Genomic DNA, 17,740 nt, shown 5'->3' with positions numbered 1-17,740 from the left:
AAATGAAAAGCTAGAACTATGTAATGGAGACGGAAGAGGATATATTTCACTCCAATTGGCTGAGTATCTATTTGTTCAATTGAGGGTGAGATAAAAAAAGTATTTCGTAGAAACCCCAGTAAACACAGGTTATTTAGAAACGTTCTACGATTTTCCCATTGGTATATTTTGTAATTTTATCCAACAAAAATAAACGAATAATCCCATGGACTTTATATATCAAGATCCGTATCCAATTCAAAAAGACGATACGAAGTATAAAAAAATCTCTTCTGATTTTGTAAAAATCGAAAAATTAGGTGATCGTGAAATCTTAGTTGTGGATTCAAAGGCTTTAGAAGTTTTATCTGAAGCAGCAATGACTGATGTTTCATTTATGTTGAGAACGGCTCACTTAGAAAGCTTAAAAGCAATCTTAGATGATCCAGAAGCAACAGATAATGATCGTTTCGTTGCCTATAACTTATTGCAAAATGCGGTAGTAGCGGTAGAAGGACAATTGCCTTCTTGTCAAGATACAGGAACTGCTATTGTAGTAGGTAAAAAAGGAGAAAACGTTTATACAGGATCAAATGATGCAGAAAGTTTATCCAAAGGGATCTTCAATACTTACCAAAAGAAGAATTTGAGATACTCTCAAATTGTGCCAATCAGTATGTTTGAAGAAAAAAACTCAGGATCAAATTTACCAGCGCAAATTGATATTTACGCTACACAAGGTCAGAAATATGAGTTTTTGTTTTTAGCAAAAGGAGGAGGGTCAGCAAATAAGACATTCTTGTACCAAAAAACAAAATCGCTGTTGAATGACAAGAATTTGACGGAGTTTATCAAAGATAAAATCATGGATTTAGGAACTGCTGCCTGTCCTCCGTATCACTTAGCTTTAGTGATTGGTGGTACATCTGCAGAAGCTAATTTAGCTGCAGTGAAAAAAGCATCTGCAGGCTACTATGATAACTTACCTACTTCCGGGAATATGGGAGGCCAAGCGTTCCGTGATTTAGAATGGGAGAAAAAATTACAATTAATTTGCCAAGAATCTCATATTGGAGCACAATTCGGTGGAAAGTATTTCACGCATGACGTTCGCGTAATTCGATTACCACGTCACGCTGCTTCTTGTCCAGTAGGATTAGGAGTTTCTTGTTCTGCTGACCGTAACATCAAAGCTAAAATTACGGCGGAAGGATTATTCATTGAGCAATTAGAGGAAAATCCAGCACGTTTATTACCCGCAGTAGCTCCTCATTTAGAGGATCCTATTGTTATTGATCTAGATAAACCAATGCAAGAGCAATTGGCGGAATTGACAAAACATCCAATCAAAACGCGTTTGATGTTGAACGGAACAGTAATTGTTGCTCGTGATATTGCACACGCGAAGATTCAAGAGATGTTAGACAATGGACAAGAAATGCCTGAATATTTCAAAAACCATCCTATCTATTACGCTGGACCGGCTAAAACACCAGAGGGAATGCCTTCAGGAAGTTTTGGACCTACTACAGCAGGACGTATGGATCCTTATGTAGATGCTTTCCAAGCAGTAGGGGGAAGTATGATTATGTTAGCAAAAGGAAACCGTTCTCAAGCGGTAACCGATGCTTGTAAGAAACACGGAGGGTTCTATTTAGGATCAATCGGTGGACCAGCAGCAATTTTAGCAAAAGAAAATATCTTAAGCGTTGAGGTTGTGGATTTCCCAGAATTGGGAATGGAAGCAGTCCGCAAGATTGTAGTAAAAGATTTCCCTGCCTTTATTATTACAGATGATAAAGGAAATGATTTCTTCCAAAATTTGTAAAATAGACAAGAACTCAATACGATGAAAAAGCTGTCTTACTTCGGTAAGGCAGCTTTTTTTTTGTTTAAAACCGTGTTAATAAAATAGTCATAAACTGCTTTTGGCTTTTTTAATGTGTAACTTAAGAGAAATTAAAAAACCATAAAATATGAAAATGTTAGAAAATAAAGTTGCTATTGTTACAGGAGGAGCTTCTGGAATTGGGAAGGCCGTTGTTGAACTTTTTAGCAAAGAAGGAGCAAAAGTAGTAATCGCTGATTTGAATGAAGCGTTAGGACAAAAATTAGCAGTTAGTATTGGAGCGAATGCACATTTTGTAAAATCAAATGCTGCTTCACCTACTGATAATGAAGCGTTGGTTGCAGAGACCTTGAAAAAATTTGGAAAACTTGATATTGCGGTTAATAATGCAGGAATTGGAGGAGCAAGTGCACCGACAGGTGAATACGATATAGAAGAATGGAAAAAAGTAACTTCTATTAATTTAGATGGAGTATTCTATGGTATGCGCTATCAAATTCCAGCGATGTTAAAGAATGGCAGTGGAAGTATCATCAATATTGCCTCCATCTTAGGACAAGTTGGATTTGCAGGTTCTCCAGCCTATGTGGCAGCAAAACACGGCGTTGTAGGATTGACTAAATCGGCAGGATGGGAGTATGGTACGCAAGGGATACGCGTAAATGCTGTAGGACCAGGTTTTATTGAAACCCCTTTATTGAGTGCTATGGATCCCAAGGTAAAACACTTTTTAGAGTCTCAACATGCCATGCAACGTTTAGGAACTCCAGAAGAAGTAGCAGAAATAGTCGCTTGGTTAGCCTCAGATAAGGCATCCTTTGCAACAGGAGGGTATTACCCAATTGAAGGAGGATATCTGGCCAAGTAACAAAATAGAAAAAGGGTGTAGTTCTCGAAACGATACCCTTTTTTGATATCTACAATTGGGATGTCAATTATTCGACTAAAAAAAGTAAATTTGCAGCATGCAATTAGAGAAAAAAGACATACGTAGTTTATCGAAAGAACAATTGAGAGATTTTTTCGTTTCTCAAGGGGATAAATCATTTAGAGGTAATCAGGTGTATGAGTGGTTATGGAGTAAAGGAGCTCATTCTTTTGAAGATATGAGCAATCTTTCTAAAGCTACTCGTCAAATGTTAGAAGATCATTTTGTGATTAATCACATTCGCGTAGATAATATGCAAATTAGTTCGGATGGAACAATCAAAAACGGAGTAAAATTACACGATGGATTAATCGTGGAATCTGTTTTGATTCCAACAGAAACAAGGACTACCGCTTGTGTTTCTTCTCAAGTAGGTTGCAGTTTAGATTGTGAGTTTTGTGCAACAGCAAAATTAAAGCGTATGCGCAATCTAAATCCAGATGAAATATACGATCAAGTTTTGACGATCGATCAACAAAGTCGCCAGAATCACGGACGTCCATTGTCTAATATTGTATTTATGGGAATGGGAGAGCCGTTGATGAACTACAACAACGTACAAGCAGCGATTGATAAAATCACCTCTGATGAAGGATTGGGCATGTCACCAAAACGCATTACCGTTTCTACTTCGGGTATTCCTAAAATGATTCGAAAATTAGCGGATGATCAGGTAAAATTCAAGTTAGCTGTTTCATTGCATTCTGCCATTGAAGAAACACGCAATCGAATCATGCCATTTTCCAAAAGTTTTCCTTTAACGGATTTGCGTGATGCTTTGCAATACTGGTATAGTAAAACAAAAAGCAGAATTACGTTTGAATATGTGGTGTGGAAAGGAATTAATGATGATAAAGCTTCGATTGATGCTTTAGTGAAATTCTGTAAGCAAATGCCGAGTAAAGTCAATTTAATTGAATACAATCCTATTGACGATGGCGAATTTCAACAAGCAGATAATCAAGCGATAAATAATTATATCAAAGCGTTGGAAAGCAATGATATTACGGTAGTTGTAAGAAGAAGTCGCGGAAAAGATATTGATGCTGCTTGTGGACAATTGGCGAATAAATCATAAGATAGACACTGAAAGGAAAGGAATCGTTCTTTTTATGGTCCAGATATTTATTTGAATAGTATACTATGACATAAAAAGTCATAAATTTGTTTATAATGAATATTGTACAGCAAATACAGGAACCAATTAAGGTTGAAATGGAACTCTTTGAAAAGAAGTTCCACAAATCCATGGCAACAAAAGTTGCTTTATTAAATAGAATCACCTACTACATTGTCAATCGAAAAGGAAAACAAATGCGACCAATGTTTGTTTTTCTCGTTGCCAAAATGGTACAGGGAGAAGTAAATGAGCGTACCTATAGAGGGGCGTCTGTGATTGAATTAATTCACACAGCAACGTTGGTGCATGATGATGTCGTAGATGATAGTAATAAACGCCGAGGTTTCTTTTCTTTAAATGCACTTTGGAAAAATAAAATTGCCGTTTTAGTTGGGGATTATTTACTTTCTAAAGGACTCTTACTGTCTATTGACCATGGTGATTTTGATTTATTGCGCATCATTTCGGTTGCTGTACGCGAAATGAGCGAGGGGGAATTACTTCAAATTGAAAAAGCACGTCGCTTAGATATCACAGAAGATGTTTATTACGAAATCATCCGCCAAAAAACAGCTACGCTAATTGCTGCTTGTTGTGCTTTAGGTGCGGCATCCGTTGAGCCAGATAATGCTGAACTCATTGAGAGGATGCGTAAATTTGGGGAAGTTATCGGAATGGCGTTCCAAATCAAAGATGATTTATTTGATTATACGGATGGACCTATTGGAAAACCAACAGGAATTGATATTAAAGAGCAAAAAATGACCTTGCCTTTAATTTATGCACTGAATACGGCTACCAAAGAAAAGCGAAAATGGCTGATTAATTCGGTAAAAAATCACAACGAAGACAAACGCAGGGTAAAAGAAGTCATTGATTATGTCAAAGAAGCAGGGGGATTAACCTATGCTACGGAGAAAATGGTGGCGTATCAACAAGAAGCATTGCAGTTGGTTGAAGCTTTTCCGCATTCACCATTCAAAGAGGCTTTGATTACCATGGTGAATTATGTAATTGAACGAAAAAAATAAAATAAATCTAAATCGTTGACCAAATAAGCTAAAACGAGATTGGAAGAATAAAAAATTGTGATTTAATTGTATTATTATTGATAAAATTGGCGTATCTTACAAATGATAGCATTATGTAGTGTAAGAATCTTATTTCTCACTGCGATTTACCAAAAATAAAAGAATAAACCACATGTTTTGTTTCTTACCCTTTCTAAGCAAGCAAACGTATTTTAAATTGTACAACAAGCCCCAATTTTGGGGCTTGTTTGTTTTTATACCCTTCCGTTAAGGATCAAAAATTAAGGATGCTTAAAAAATAAAAATAAAAAAATCAGTTTTCTTCCCAACCTTTTTAGCAGTTGTTGCGTCTATGTAATAGATCAACCAATAAAACAACACACGATGAAAGGATTATTACTACTTATTATGAGCTTAGTCGATGCAATTCTCTCTTTTGTGCATCAATTTTTAGCCTAATTGAGAGGGGGAACAATTTTTTATATAATAAATTTAGCAGCACTAAATAAGAATGAAATTGATACGATTATATCCCAAAAAAATAGAAGATTATATTGAGGATTTGCGGCGTGAAAAACGAAACGCACAGCATGAGGTCTATCAATTGTTGTCAGGAAAAATGTTGAGTGTCTGTCGGCAATATATTGCAGATGTTCAGTATGCAGAGGATGTGATGGTCAGCGCCTTTATGAAGGTATTTACACAGATGCATAAATACGAGGATAAAGGGAGTTTTGAAGGTTGGATTAGACGTATCATGGTCAATGAATCCATTTCATTTTTACGTGCACAGCGACCTTTTGCTTATTTAGAGGAAGAGGTTGGACATCAAGAGGAAATGTCAGATGATTATGAGGGAGACCTTTCTTTGGAAGAACTACAACGTTTAATTGACCAATTACCAGCGGGATGTAAAACGATATTTAATCTCTATGTCGTAGAGGAATATAAGCATCAAGAAATTGCAAGAATACTTCAGATTAGCGAAGGAACGTCAAAATCACAACTTGCACAAGCACGCAAGTTATTACAACAACAATTAGAGCATTTAAAAAATCGTGGGTTATGGAATGGAGTAAAATAGATCAAGAATGGAAAAAGCAATTGGATGAACGATCCATTGCTCCTTCAGCTAGAGCTTGGGATCAATTAACCAAGCAATTGGATGACCGTGACAAGAAGAAGAAAAGAAGTGCATTGACCCTAGGGATTGGAATTGCTGCTTGTTTGGTTGTAAGTGGTATTATGGGCTTGATTTTTTGGAAAACAGAGCAGAGGATACCAGCTAACCCAACCGATAGCCCTGCAACAGAACAGTATATGGTGGTAGAGGATACAGGAACAGAAGAAACTTTGGAACAACGAACCCAAGTAGAGCCGATTCGTCAAAATTCAGTTGTGCATCAAAAAGAAGTGATGAAAAAGGGACACCTAGAACAACTGGTTCAAGTTGAACATAGTATTCAAATCACACCTACCCCAAAAAGAGAAAAGATGGACTCTTTAACTATTGATGAAATCTGGGTGAACAAACCCCAACGCAAAGTAATGGTGGATAGCAATCATTTGCTGAAACAAGTAGAGGGTGAAATTGAAGTAGAATACAGAGAAACGAAATTGAAGAAAATTATTGATACTACAAAGAAAGCAGTAGTAGATATATCAGAGAGTAGATATGAAAAATAAAATAAAATATGGTGTTGCTTTGTTCCTGTTTTTAGGCTTAACGACGAGTTATGCACAAGTCAGAATAGTGCGAGAAGGACAAAACTTGGAAGAAGAAGAAAAAATATCCAAAAAGACCGATCAATCCTTAAAAACCTTTGATTATAAAGTCAGTCAAATTGCGGTGAATATTCAGAATGCAACCGTAAAAGAAAAAGAACATTTGCGCATTCGAGTAGATTCGATCAATAATCTTATTGATACAAAGGCTATGACGGAGGAAGTGGGACAAGAATTCAAATCAAAATTTGCAAAAGAAGCTTCTGATCGCATTGAAAAAGAAGTAGTTCGCATGCAAGATAGTTTGACTAATGTAGTGCAAAGTCAAGTGAACTACGCCATGAAGAATGGCGAATTTCTGAAAGTTTCGGATACAACTAAACGAATGGCTACGATTATGATTGGGAAGCCACAGAAAGAATACAGGGATAGATTAGGAGAGAAATACTGGGGTGAAAAAAGAACCTCTTTTCGCATGTCTCTCGTATACGGGATAAGTAATCTTGCAACGGAAGGCGCATTTGCTAATTCTGATATCCGCTATATGCCATCTAATTTATTCCAAGGAGGATTTTACCTAAAAACGCGTTTAGTGAAGGATAAAAGTTTATTGTATCTGCGTTATGGTATTGTAGGTAGTTTTAATAACTTAAAATCTACAGGGCATCGTTATTTTACCGTACAAGATGGGGAAACGATTTTAGTGAATCACGAAAAAAACCTGCGAAAGTCAAGATTGAGTGTGGCTAGTTTACAAGTGCCCGTTTATTTAGAATTTGATTTTACAAAACCCAAAATTGATGAAAAAACAGGAAAGAAATACTTCAGAAGTGAACAAACTTGGCGAGGCGGAATAGGAGGATATGTGAGTTTTGCAAATAAAAATAGTAAAGGACATCAAGTATACCGCTATAGAGAAGAAGGTAAACAATACCGAGTAGATGAAAAAGGAGATTTAGGGATTAATAAAGTCAGATATGGAGTAGGAGCTTATGTTGGATATCGCACTTGGTCATTACAATTCCAATATGATGTAACTCCGCTATTTAAAAATAATAGTACCAACCAAAACATGTGGTCTTTGGGAATACGCAGTGATATATAAAAAGTGTAAAAGATGAGTAAAACAACACAAATTTGTAGCGTATTTCTTGTTTTCCTATGGGGAGTGTTTGGGCTTCAAGCACAGAACAAAGTATTAAAAGGAACAGTAATGGACCATCAATCAAAAATAGGGATTGAAGGGGTAATGGTGAGTACCGCTGAGGGAAATAGCTATACGATAACCAATAGTGAAGGTGATTTCGTGATTTCGATTGATGAACAGGTTGAATCTCTTTGGTTTAGTCAAATCAATTACCTGGTTAAAGAAGTGAGCACCAAGGCAGCCATGTTGATTGAATTGGAACTAATTAGCAAAGAATTAGAAGAAATTCTTGTTTTTACTAGACCGCTGAACACTGTATTTGGACCAGCGTTAGAAAGAGCAACAAAATCGCTTACAAAAGGAGATTTATATCAAACGTATGTAAGAGCATTTAATTTAGTCAATAACGATTTAAGTAATGTGGCAGATGGTCTTGTTGATTTTTATATTGAACGCCCAAATAGACGTCCAATTATTGAGATTAAACAAAATAGAGTATTGATGTCTAAGGAAGATGTTAGTGATGAAAGTGAAACGGAAGAGCTATTTGGGGTAGTTGATATGAAAGATATGAGTAAACTCATTGTAAATACTGACAATATTACAAATATTCAATCGATCCTTAAAAACGAAAAAAACTATGATTATGTAGTAAAAAAACGAGAAGGGGCATTAGGAGAGGAAACCTGCGTGGTGGAGTTTAGTCCTAAAGAAAATTTAAAGGGATGGAAATATTATGAGGGATACGCAGTGTTTACGGCAGATCAACAACACCTAATAGGTTATAATTACGGGCTATCTAAAAGCTATGAGAAAAATAGAAGGGCAGTTCCATTGATTTACGTGAAAATGTTTTTAAATGATTTAGGATATCAAGCTTTGTATCGCAAACAAGCTGATGAATACCAACTATCTTATCTTTCGATTCGAACAGATTTGGATGTAATCAGTACGAAAATAGGAAATCATCGAGTGGTTTCTTTGCGAGAAGTTGTAGTAGATACTATAATAAAAGATGCACCAACTCTTACTAGTATAGCAAAGAAGAGAAACTCACTCTTTACGATTAGCAGTAATTATCAAACAGAATTTTGGAAGAATCGAAATATCCGATTGCTTACATCAAGAGAGCAAAAGGCTTTGGAAAACTTAGAAGAAGAATTCAAATAATCATTTACCAATAGAAAAGAAGTTGCTTTACGATAAAGCAACTTCTTTTTTTATCTTTGTGGGACAAATGTAAATTATGATTTCCAAAAATACTATTGATACCGTTTTTGATACTGCTCGTGTAGAGGAGGTGATTGGCGATTTTGTCAATTTAAAAAAAGCAGGTGCGAACTATAGAGGATTGAGTCCATTCGTCAACGAAAAGACCCCTTCTTTTATGGTCTCTCCAGTCAAGCAAATTTGGAAAGACTTTAGTTCTGGAAAAGGAGGAAATGCCATTACGTTTCTCATGGAACACGAGCATTTTTCGTATCCTGAAGCCATTCGCTACTTAGCGAGAAAGTACGGAATTGAAATAGAAGAAACGGAGCAGACGGATGCAGAGAAAGAACAACTGAACGTAAAGGAGAGTATGTTCATCGTTTCAGAATTCGCCAAGAATTACTTTGAAGATATCCTATTGAATTCAGAAGAAGGACGAGCTATAGGATTATCTTATTTTAAAGAAAGAGGATTTACGCCCGATACAATTAAGGCCTTTGGACTAGGATATTCACCGGATAAATGGGATGCGTTTACTGAAGAAGCCTTGAAAAAAGGATATTCCTTAGATTATTTAGAGAAAACAGGATTGACAATTGTCAAAGAGGACAAGCGATTTGACCGTTTTAAAGGGCGCGTCATGTTTCCGATTCAAAGCATGTCTGGTCGTGTTTTAGGATTTGGTGGACGTATTTTAACCAATGATAAAAAAGCAGCGAAGTACCTAAACTCTCCCGAAAGTGATATTTACCACAAGAGTAAAGTGCTTTATGGGATTTCTCATGCAAAACAGGAAATTGCCAAAAAAGATAACTGCTATTTAGTAGAAGGGTATACTGATGTGATTCAAATGCATCAAACTGGAGTGAAAAACGTAGTGGCTTCTTCTGGTACGGCATTAACGCCAGATCAAATTCGCCTCATCAGTCGCCTGACGCAGAATATCACCATGCTTTTTGATGGGGATGCAGCAGGAATACGAGCGTCTTTTCGCGGAGTAGATTTAATCTTGGAAGCGGGGATGAATGTGCGCATCTGTCCTTTGCCCGATGGAGAAGATCCTGATAGTTTTGCTCGCAAACACACCTTAGAGGATTTAGAAGCTTATTTCGAAGCGAATTCGACAGATTTTATTCGCTTTAAAGCGAATGCACTGATGGAAGATGCCAAGGGAGATCCAATCAAAAAAGCAGAGATTATTCGCGATATGGTCGCGAGTATTTCTAAAATACCTGATCCAATCAAACGCGAAATCTATATCCAAGAGTGCTCTCGCATCATGGACATCTCGGAAGAAGTGATTTTTAGCTCACTGGCTCAGATTAGCAAGAAAGAAATTGCGGATGCGAATAAAAAGTTTGGACAGGAACGCAAGCAAATGGAAGTGGTGCATGCGGAAAAACAACAAGAAACGGTTGCTGTTGACGCCCTTTACTTACTAGAGCAACGCATTATTGAGATTTTGTTGTTGTACGGAAATGAAGAAGAACAATTCGTGGAATTGGTTTTTGAAACCAATGAGGAGGATGAAATTGTTGAGGTAGAGCACAAAATAGTACAAAAAGTTTACGAACGAATTTACTTGAGCTTACAAGAGGATGAAGTACAATTGACCAATCCGATTTTTAAGCGATTGTACAATGACGTGATGGATTACTATCACAATAATGCGTGGAGTTTAGAGGGATACCTCAAGCGATTAGACGGTGAGCTATCGGGGCAGGTCACCACAATTCTCATGGAAGAAGAAAAAGAAAATCTTCACAATTGGGAAAGTCAAAATATTTTTGTCAAGCAAAAGAAAGATGGAATTGCTCAATATACGACAGAAACCATCTTGACTCTTCGCATGCACTTAGTGAATTCTATCATTGAAAAATACAAGAGTAAATTAGGAGGCGTAGAACAAGATCGCGCTTTTGAAATACTCGGTATTATCATCGATTATTCTACGTTAATGAATACGTTTTCTAAAAGATTAGGACAAGTAACTACTCGATTTCGATTATAAAAGATAAACCTCATTTTTTAATGAGGTTTTTTTGGCGCTATTTTTTACTATTGCTGAACCGCTAGGGGTAAAAAAAGATATATGACGTTTGAATCTCTTCAGAGGTAAATAAAAAAATGAATAATAAATTCCATTTTATTTCAAAATTCGCGTTTTTTTCTTTTTTAAGATTTTAGTGCTGTATTAAGATATGAATGCTATTTTTTTATATATTTGTTTAGTTATTTTTATGTTTTTTAAGAGTTTGGATTATATGATGAATGAATTTTGGATTGTTTTTGAATATTTTTCGATTTGTTACCTAGGACACCACTCTTTTCTTGTGATTTTATTAATACATAGTTGGTAGTCTCATTAATATACGTAAAAAAAATAAAATAATTCCTGTGTTTTTGTCATATCCTAATTTTTATTCTAGCATTATTTTTGAAGTGTAAAATAAAATGAAACGCATTTGTACCATCAAATGCTATATATAGAACAAAAAAATTTAAGCATATGAAAGATACTAGAAGAGAACACGACTTTTTAGGTGAATTAGATATTCCTAATGACAAATACTATGGTGTTCAAACATTCCGCGCAGTTGAGAATTTTAACATTACAGGTATAACCTTAAATCATGAAAAAGGGTTAATCAAAGCTTTAGGCGAAGTTAAAAAAGCGGCGGCATTGGCTAATAAAGATTGTGGTGTATTAGATCCAAAAATTGCAGATGCGATTTGCTATGCTTGTGATCAAGTAATTGCAGGAAAATACGACGACCAGTTTGTGAGTGATTTGATTCAAGGGGGAGCGGGTACTTCGGTAAACATGAATGCCAATGAAGTAATTGCTAATATCGCATTAGAACACTTAGGTCATAAAAAAGGTGAGTACCAATATGTACACCCTAATAATCATGTAAATTGTTCACAATCTACAAATGATGCTTATCCAACAGCCTTCCGATTGGCTTTATATTATAAATTAGATGGATTCTGTCAAGTAATTGCAAACTTAGAAAAAGCATTTGCTGCCAAAGGAGAGCAATTCAAAAATGTCCTTAAAATGGGACGTACACAATTACAAGATGCGGTTCCTATGACTTTAGGACAAGAATTCCACGCATTTGCTACTACAGTTGGAGAAGATTTATTGCGTTTACGCGAGGCTCAACGCCTAATCTTAGAGGTAAATATGGGAGCTACAGCTATTGGAACAAAAGTAAATGCACCAGAAGCTTATCCAGAACTATGTGTGGAGTATTTAGCTAAAGAAACAGGTTTGCCTTTAGTATTATCACCAGATTTAATTGAAGCTACGAGCGATACTGGAGCGTATGTACAAATCATGGGAACAATTAAACGTGCGGCAATTAAAATATCAAAAATATGTAATGACTTGCGTTTATTGAGCTCAGGACCTCGTACAGGATTAAATGAAATTAATCTTCCTGCTCGTCAACCAGGATCATCCATTATGCCAGGTAAAGTAAATCCAGTTATTCCAGAAGTTGTTAATCAAACGTGTTTCTATGTAATCGGCCAAGATTTAACGGTTACTATGGCTGCTGAAGCAGGACAACTCCAATTAAACGTAATGGAACCCGTTATCGGATTTGCCTTATTTACGTCTCTTGAATATTTAGGAAATAGTTTAACGACATTAATTGATAAATGTATTGTTGGTATTACTGCGAATGAAGCACATTGTGCTGATCTAGTAATGAACAGTATCGGAATTGTAACACAATTAAACCCAATTTTAGGATATGAAATATGCGCAAGTGTAGCAGGAGAGGCCTTGCTATCTGGAAAAAGTGTGCATCAAATCGTAGTAGAAGAAAGAAAATTGATTACACAAGCCAAATGGGATGAAGTATATTCATTGGAAAATTTAATTCACCCCAAATTAATTGTATCCTAAACTAAATCAAACCTCATATGAAAAAGATCATCAACGTATTATTTGTTGTATTACTTGTTTTTCAAGTACAGGCACAACCTAAGAAACACAATCAAGCGACAAAAGAATTACCTCGTGTAATTATTTTAGCCACTGGAGGAACTATTGCCGGTGCAGGGGAGTCTTCTACGAAGGCTGCTTATACTGCGGGAAAAGTGCCTATCGATGATTTGTTGAATGCTGTGCCAGAAATGCACAATATTGCTAAAATTAAAGGAGAGCAGGTTGCCCAAATCGGAAGTCAAGATATGAATGTGGATACTTGGTTGAAGTTGAGTAACCGTATCAATGAGATTTTTGAGAAAAATGAAGCAGATGGTATTGTGGTTACGCATGGAACAGATACACAAGAAGAAACAGCTTACTTTTTAGAATTAACAGTGAAATCATCAAAGCCTGTTGTTTTAGTTGGGGCCATGAGACCTTCAACAGCAATGAGTCAGGATGGAAACCGCAATTTATTAGATGCGGTTATGGTAGCTGCTTCTCCTAATAGTAAAGAAGTAGGTGTGGTAACAGCAATGAACGAAGAAGTATATGCCGCTAGAGATGTTACAAAAACAGTAACGACCAATATGGCTACATTCAAATCTAGAAATTTTGGACCAATTGGTTTAATTTATGACGGGAAAGTGAGTTACTATTATAAAACACTTCGTTCACCGGAACAAAAATTCGATGTAAAGGGCTTGAAAAAATTACCTCAAGTGGAAATTGTATATGGATATGCAGATGCTAGTCCAAGAGCTGTAAATGCAGCAATCGAAGAAGGAGTAAAAGGAATCGTTTATGCCGGAATGGGAAATGGTAACTTTAATGCTCCTGTTGGAGAAGCTTTAGAAAGAGCAGCAAAAAGTGGAATTGCAGTTTGTAGATCAGCTCGTGCAGGTGCTGGAAGAGTCACGCTATTTAATGAAGTAGATGATCAAGCATTAGGATTCGTAGTTGCGGATGATTTAAATCCACAAAAAGCCCGTGTTTTATTGATGTTAGCGTTGACTAAAACTAACAATCAAAAAGAATTACAAGATATTTTCTTTGCATACTAAATCCCGTTGAGTACATCAGAAGGGAATCATGGAAAGGGGGGAGCGTACAGAACACTAGTCGTTGTTCGCTCCCTTTTTTGTACCTATTGATGAACTTGATCTCTCTAAATTGAAGGTTATGTTATTGATTCAGTTTGCAATTTTAATTGCTATGATATTAATCGGTTCCCAAATGAAGGGAATTGGATTAGGTGTAATGGGAATGGTTGGGTTATTGATATTCGTTTTCATTTTTCAGATGAAACCTGGAGACCCTCCTATCGATGTAATGTTAGTCATTATGGCTATTGTTTCTACCGCGGCTACTTTACAGGCATGTGGTGGATTAGATTACCTCGTTCGATTAGCTGAACGAGTGATTCGTAGCAACCCATCTAACATTGTGTTTATTGCACCATTTACAGTGTATTTTTTCTGTCTTTTCGCAGGAACAGCGCATTTGCTGTATTCGTTATTGCCTATTATTGCTGAGGTAGCTACGAAAAAGAGAATCCGACCAGAACGACCGTTGAGTGTTTCTGTAATCGCTTCTCACTTAGCTATTACGGGAAGCCCGATGAGTGCCGCAACTGCAGCATTTGCTGGAGCAAGTATTCTCGCTTATCCTGGGGCTTTAATAGATATCATGAAAGTGTGTATTCCCGCTTGTTTAATCGGAATATTAATTACGTGCTTAGTGGTACTGCGCAAAGGAAAAGAATTAAAAGATGATCCTATTTTCATTGAAAAAATGAAAGATCCTGAGTTTGCTAAAAGCTTAGATGCGGATGAAGATGCTTCAGGAAATAAAAAACCATTAAAAAAAGGAGCTAAAACCTCTGTGGTGATTTTTGCTATCGCAGTTTTATTAATTGTAATTGCAGGAGCGTTTCCACAACTATTGCCACAATTTGAACCAGGCGCTGCAAGTTTAGTTGTAAAAGCCAATGGAGAATTGCAAATGGTCAGTGTGATTAGTATGATTACACTTTCAGCTTCTGCGTTGATGATGCTAATCACAAAAACAAGTGCGATTAGCGTAACCAAAGTGAGCTTGTTCTCTTCCATGGCAACTGCTGTAGTATCTGTTTTTGGTGTGGTTTGGATGAGTGCTACTTTTATGTCTCACAATGAGGTAGCGATCAAAGGCTTTTTAAGTGATGTGGTGACATTATATCCTTGGACTTTTGCCATTGCTGTATTTGTATTAGGCGCCCTGATGTTTAGTCAGGCGGCAACTACCAAAACAATGATGCCACTTGGAATGGCTTTAGGGGTTTCTAACCCTGCTTTAATCGCAATATTCCCTGCTGTAAATGCAGATTTTGTATTGCCAGGTTATCCAACGTTACTAGCCGCAATCAACTTTGATCGTACAGGAAGTACAAAAATTGGAAAATTCGTAGTGAACCATAGTTTTATGATCCCCGGTTTAGTCGCCATTACGGTTGCTATTGCAGCGGGCTTCTTACTCGGATCTTTTTTACTCTAAGGAACACTCACTTTAATAAAATGAAGCTATGAAAAAAATTTTATTATTTCTCGCGTTAGTTGTGCAGGTCAGTTTAGTTGCACAAGAAACACAAACTAGTATAGATACAATCTCGAAACCCTTATTACCAGTAGAAAAAATCGATTTGTTGAAAAACGTAGATATGATTTTTAATATGCGTTTCGCTAATGATAATATGTTCCAAGATGGTAAGTTTCAAGAATCATCCTTTAGTAACAACCAATTTCGATTAGAAATAAAAGGGAAGATTCACGAAAAAGTATATTTCAGATTTAGAGATCGCTATACGAAGAGTACAGATCCAGGAAGCAAGGATAATATTAGTAGAGCTACAGATATGGCATATATCGGTGTTTTACTGACGCCTAAAACGCAATTGAACCTTGGGAAAATGAGTGCAGACTGGGGAGGATATGAATTTGATTTAAATCCAATTGATATCTTGGAGTACAATGATATTATTGAAAATGCAGATAATTTCTTAACTGGGGTTGGAATTACACATCAAGTTTCAAGTAACCACAGTTTCGGTTTACAGGTTTTAAATTCTCGCGTATCTGATTTTGAAGATGTATATCGCGGAAAAATGCCTGAGGGAATCGAAAAAGCAAAAGCCCCTATGGCTATCGTGACCAATTGGAGAGGAAGCTTCTTTGATGGAAAATTTGAAACAATATATAGTTACAGCTATTTCCAAGAAGCTAAAAATCGTGGAATGAACTATTATTCGATTGGTAATAAATACCACGATGGGAAATTTACCTTAATGTATGATTTAAAATACAGTAATGAAGGGATCGATCGTAAAGGGATTATTACAGGTATGATGCCTGGAGATGATGTTACAGCACAACAAGATGTTTCGTATTTGGAAAATTGGATCAAGGCTGAATATTTAATAACTCCTAAATTGAATGTAACCCTGACTTTGATGAATAGTAATGCGTATGCTAAAAATTTAGTTGCAGAAAATAGTGGAGTAAGTCATATTCGTTCAAGCTATGGTTTTATTCCAACGGTCGAATATTTGCCATTTAAAAATATGAATATTCGTTTCTATGCTTCTTATGTAGGTAGATATTACAATTATTCCAGCTATGCAAAAGAACACTTAGGCCAAGAAAATTATAATACCGGCCGATTAAGCGTTGGATTTATTGCACCATTATTGATTTTTTAAAAATTATTGCACTTCGTTTATAGAGAAAGCTTCCTTCGGGGGGCTTTTTTTTGTAGTATGTTTTTTTGCTTTTTTGTAAAGTTGTTAGATTCTTTCCTTATATATAGGAGGGATTTTTTGTGGGATGTTTTTTCGCTTTTTTGTTTTTTTGTAAAGTTGTTAGATTCTCTCCTTATATATAGGAGTGTTTTTTTGTGGGATGATTTTTCGCTTTTTTGTTTTTTGTAAAGTTGTTAGATTCTCTCTTTATATATAGGAGTTTTTTTTTGTGGGATGTTTTTTTGTTTTTTGTGCAGTTGTTTGATGCTCTCCTTATATTTAGGAGTTTTTTTTTTGTCGAATGCTTTTTTTGCTTTTTCGCGCAGTTGTTTGACTTTCTCCTTATATATAGGTAGGAGCAAGGTGTCATTTATTGCCGTATTGGACCATTTTTTTAAATGATCATCTTTTTTTACCTGGTGTATTGCAGAAAAAACTACCGTTTTAAACTACAAAACCAGGTTCAAACCTAAACAATCTGTTTTATATCTAGGGAAAAATCTTGTTTTATTTGCTGTATTGTACAAAAAGGCGACTTACAAAATCGCAAAAACGCGAACTGTTCCCGTACTCCTTGAAAAAAGCTTAAAAAACTTTTGGCTGTAAGAGGCGTTATAATAGGTAGTTGCGATTTAAATCGAAAATACTTTAAAAAAAAGGATGAATAAAGTTTGGAAGTGGCTAAAAAGTGTCTACTTTTGCATCCGCATTAAACAAGCAGACGTTCATAGAAAAGCACAAGAAAAAGACTTAAGATTAGTTCAGAAATATTTTTAAAAATAAATTTGGATAATCGAAAAAAAGGGTCTTATCTTTGCAGTCCGCTTCAGTAAAAGCTGAGGGTTGGAGAGAAATTAGAGAAAATATTTTTCAAAAAAAGTTTTGCCAATTCAAATAAAGTTTTTACTTTTGCACTCGCTTTGGTAAACAGGTGATGACAAGAAAAAGGGAAGAAAAAAATTCTAAATTTTTTTTTGTCAAATCAAAAAAGTTGTTTACTTTTGCACTCGCTTCGAAAAACAAGTAGAAGA

The 17,740-nt window shown here is 35.9% G+C and carries 13 protein-coding genes; all 13 read left to right on the top strand.

What is annotated here, in order from left to right:
- The first annotated feature begins 205 nt into the window (after positions 1 to 205).
- The 13 genes from AWV75_RS10065 (at position 206) to AWV75_RS10005 (ending at position 16,670) form a co-directional block, all read left to right on the top strand.
- Positions 206 to 1,807, top strand: a complete 1,602-nt coding sequence (locus tag AWV75_RS10065; RefSeq protein WP_060874241.1) for a fumarate hydratase — start codon at positions 206 to 208, stop codon at positions 1,805 to 1,807.
- A 148-nt stretch (positions 1,808 to 1,955) separates the two neighbouring features.
- Positions 1,956 to 2,696, top strand: coding sequence for an SDR family NAD(P)-dependent oxidoreductase (locus AWV75_RS10060; RefSeq protein WP_082711065.1), 741 nt, complete (start codon positions 1,956 to 1,958; stop codon positions 2,694 to 2,696).
- A 97-nt stretch (positions 2,697 to 2,793) separates the two neighbouring features.
- On the top strand, positions 2,794 to 3,834 hold the full coding sequence (gene rlmN / locus AWV75_RS10055) for a 23S rRNA (adenine(2503)-C(2))-methyltransferase RlmN (RefSeq protein WP_060874240.1): 1,041 nt from the start codon (positions 2,794 to 2,796) through the stop codon (positions 3,832 to 3,834).
- A gap of 95 nt (positions 3,835 to 3,929) precedes the next feature.
- On the top strand, positions 3,930 to 4,907 hold the full coding sequence (locus AWV75_RS10050; RefSeq protein WP_060874239.1) for a polyprenyl synthetase family protein: 978 nt from the start codon (positions 3,930 to 3,932) through the stop codon (positions 4,905 to 4,907).
- Between the two features lie 511 nt (positions 4,908 to 5,418).
- Positions 5,419 to 5,991, top strand: coding sequence for an RNA polymerase sigma factor (locus AWV75_RS10045; RefSeq protein ID WP_060874238.1), 573 nt, complete (start codon positions 5,419 to 5,421; stop codon positions 5,989 to 5,991).
- Entirely contained in the window at positions 5,973 to 6,593 is a 621-nt protein-coding gene (locus AWV75_RS10040; protein WP_060874237.1) for a hypothetical protein, read from the top strand. The genes AWV75_RS10045 and AWV75_RS10040 overlap by 19 nt, the downstream gene beginning before the upstream one ends.
- The gene (locus AWV75_RS10035; protein WP_060874236.1) at positions 6,583 to 7,737 is read left to right on the top strand and encodes a hypothetical protein; all 1,155 of its coding nucleotides are present in this window, start codon (positions 6,583 to 6,585) and stop codon (positions 7,735 to 7,737) included. The genes AWV75_RS10040 and AWV75_RS10035 overlap by 11 nt, the downstream gene beginning before the upstream one ends.
- Positions 7,738 to 7,749: 12 nt before the next feature.
- Positions 7,750 to 8,949 (top strand): hypothetical protein, encoded by a 1,200-nt coding sequence (locus AWV75_RS10030; RefSeq protein WP_060874235.1) that lies wholly within the window; start codon positions 7,750 to 7,752, stop codon positions 8,947 to 8,949.
- Between the two features lie 76 nt (positions 8,950 to 9,025).
- A complete protein-coding gene (gene dnaG / locus AWV75_RS10025; protein WP_060874234.1) occupies positions 9,026 to 11,002 on the top strand; it encodes a DNA primase in 1,977 nt (658 codons plus the stop codon).
- A 498-nt stretch (positions 11,003 to 11,500) separates the two neighbouring features.
- Positions 11,501 to 12,910 (top strand): aspartate ammonia-lyase, encoded by a 1,410-nt coding sequence (gene aspA / locus AWV75_RS10020; RefSeq protein WP_060874233.1) that lies wholly within the window; start codon positions 11,501 to 11,503, stop codon positions 12,908 to 12,910.
- 17 nt (positions 12,911 to 12,927) lie between these two features.
- Positions 12,928 to 13,998 carry a type II asparaginase gene (locus AWV75_RS10015; protein ID WP_060874232.1) on the top strand — a complete coding sequence of 357 codons (1,071 nt, stop codon included), beginning with the start codon at positions 12,928 to 12,930 and terminating at the stop codon, positions 13,996 to 13,998.
- 118 nt (positions 13,999 to 14,116) lie between these two features.
- Complete coding sequence (locus AWV75_RS10010; RefSeq protein WP_060874231.1) at positions 14,117 to 15,469, top strand: anaerobic C4-dicarboxylate transporter family protein; 1,353 nt, start codon at positions 14,117 to 14,119, stop codon at positions 15,467 to 15,469.
- Between the two features lie 28 nt (positions 15,470 to 15,497).
- A complete protein-coding gene (locus tag AWV75_RS10005; protein ID WP_060874230.1) occupies positions 15,498 to 16,670 on the top strand; it encodes a porin in 1,173 nt (390 codons plus the stop codon).
- Positions 16,671 to 17,740: the final 1,070 nt, after the last annotated feature.

Origin of the sequence: Myroides odoratus (assembly GCF_001549985.1) — a bacterium.
Classification (GTDB): domain Bacteria; phylum Bacteroidota; class Bacteroidia; order Flavobacteriales; family Flavobacteriaceae; genus Flavobacterium; species Flavobacterium odoratum_A.
This window is presented reverse-complemented; position numbering and strand designations above follow the sequence as displayed.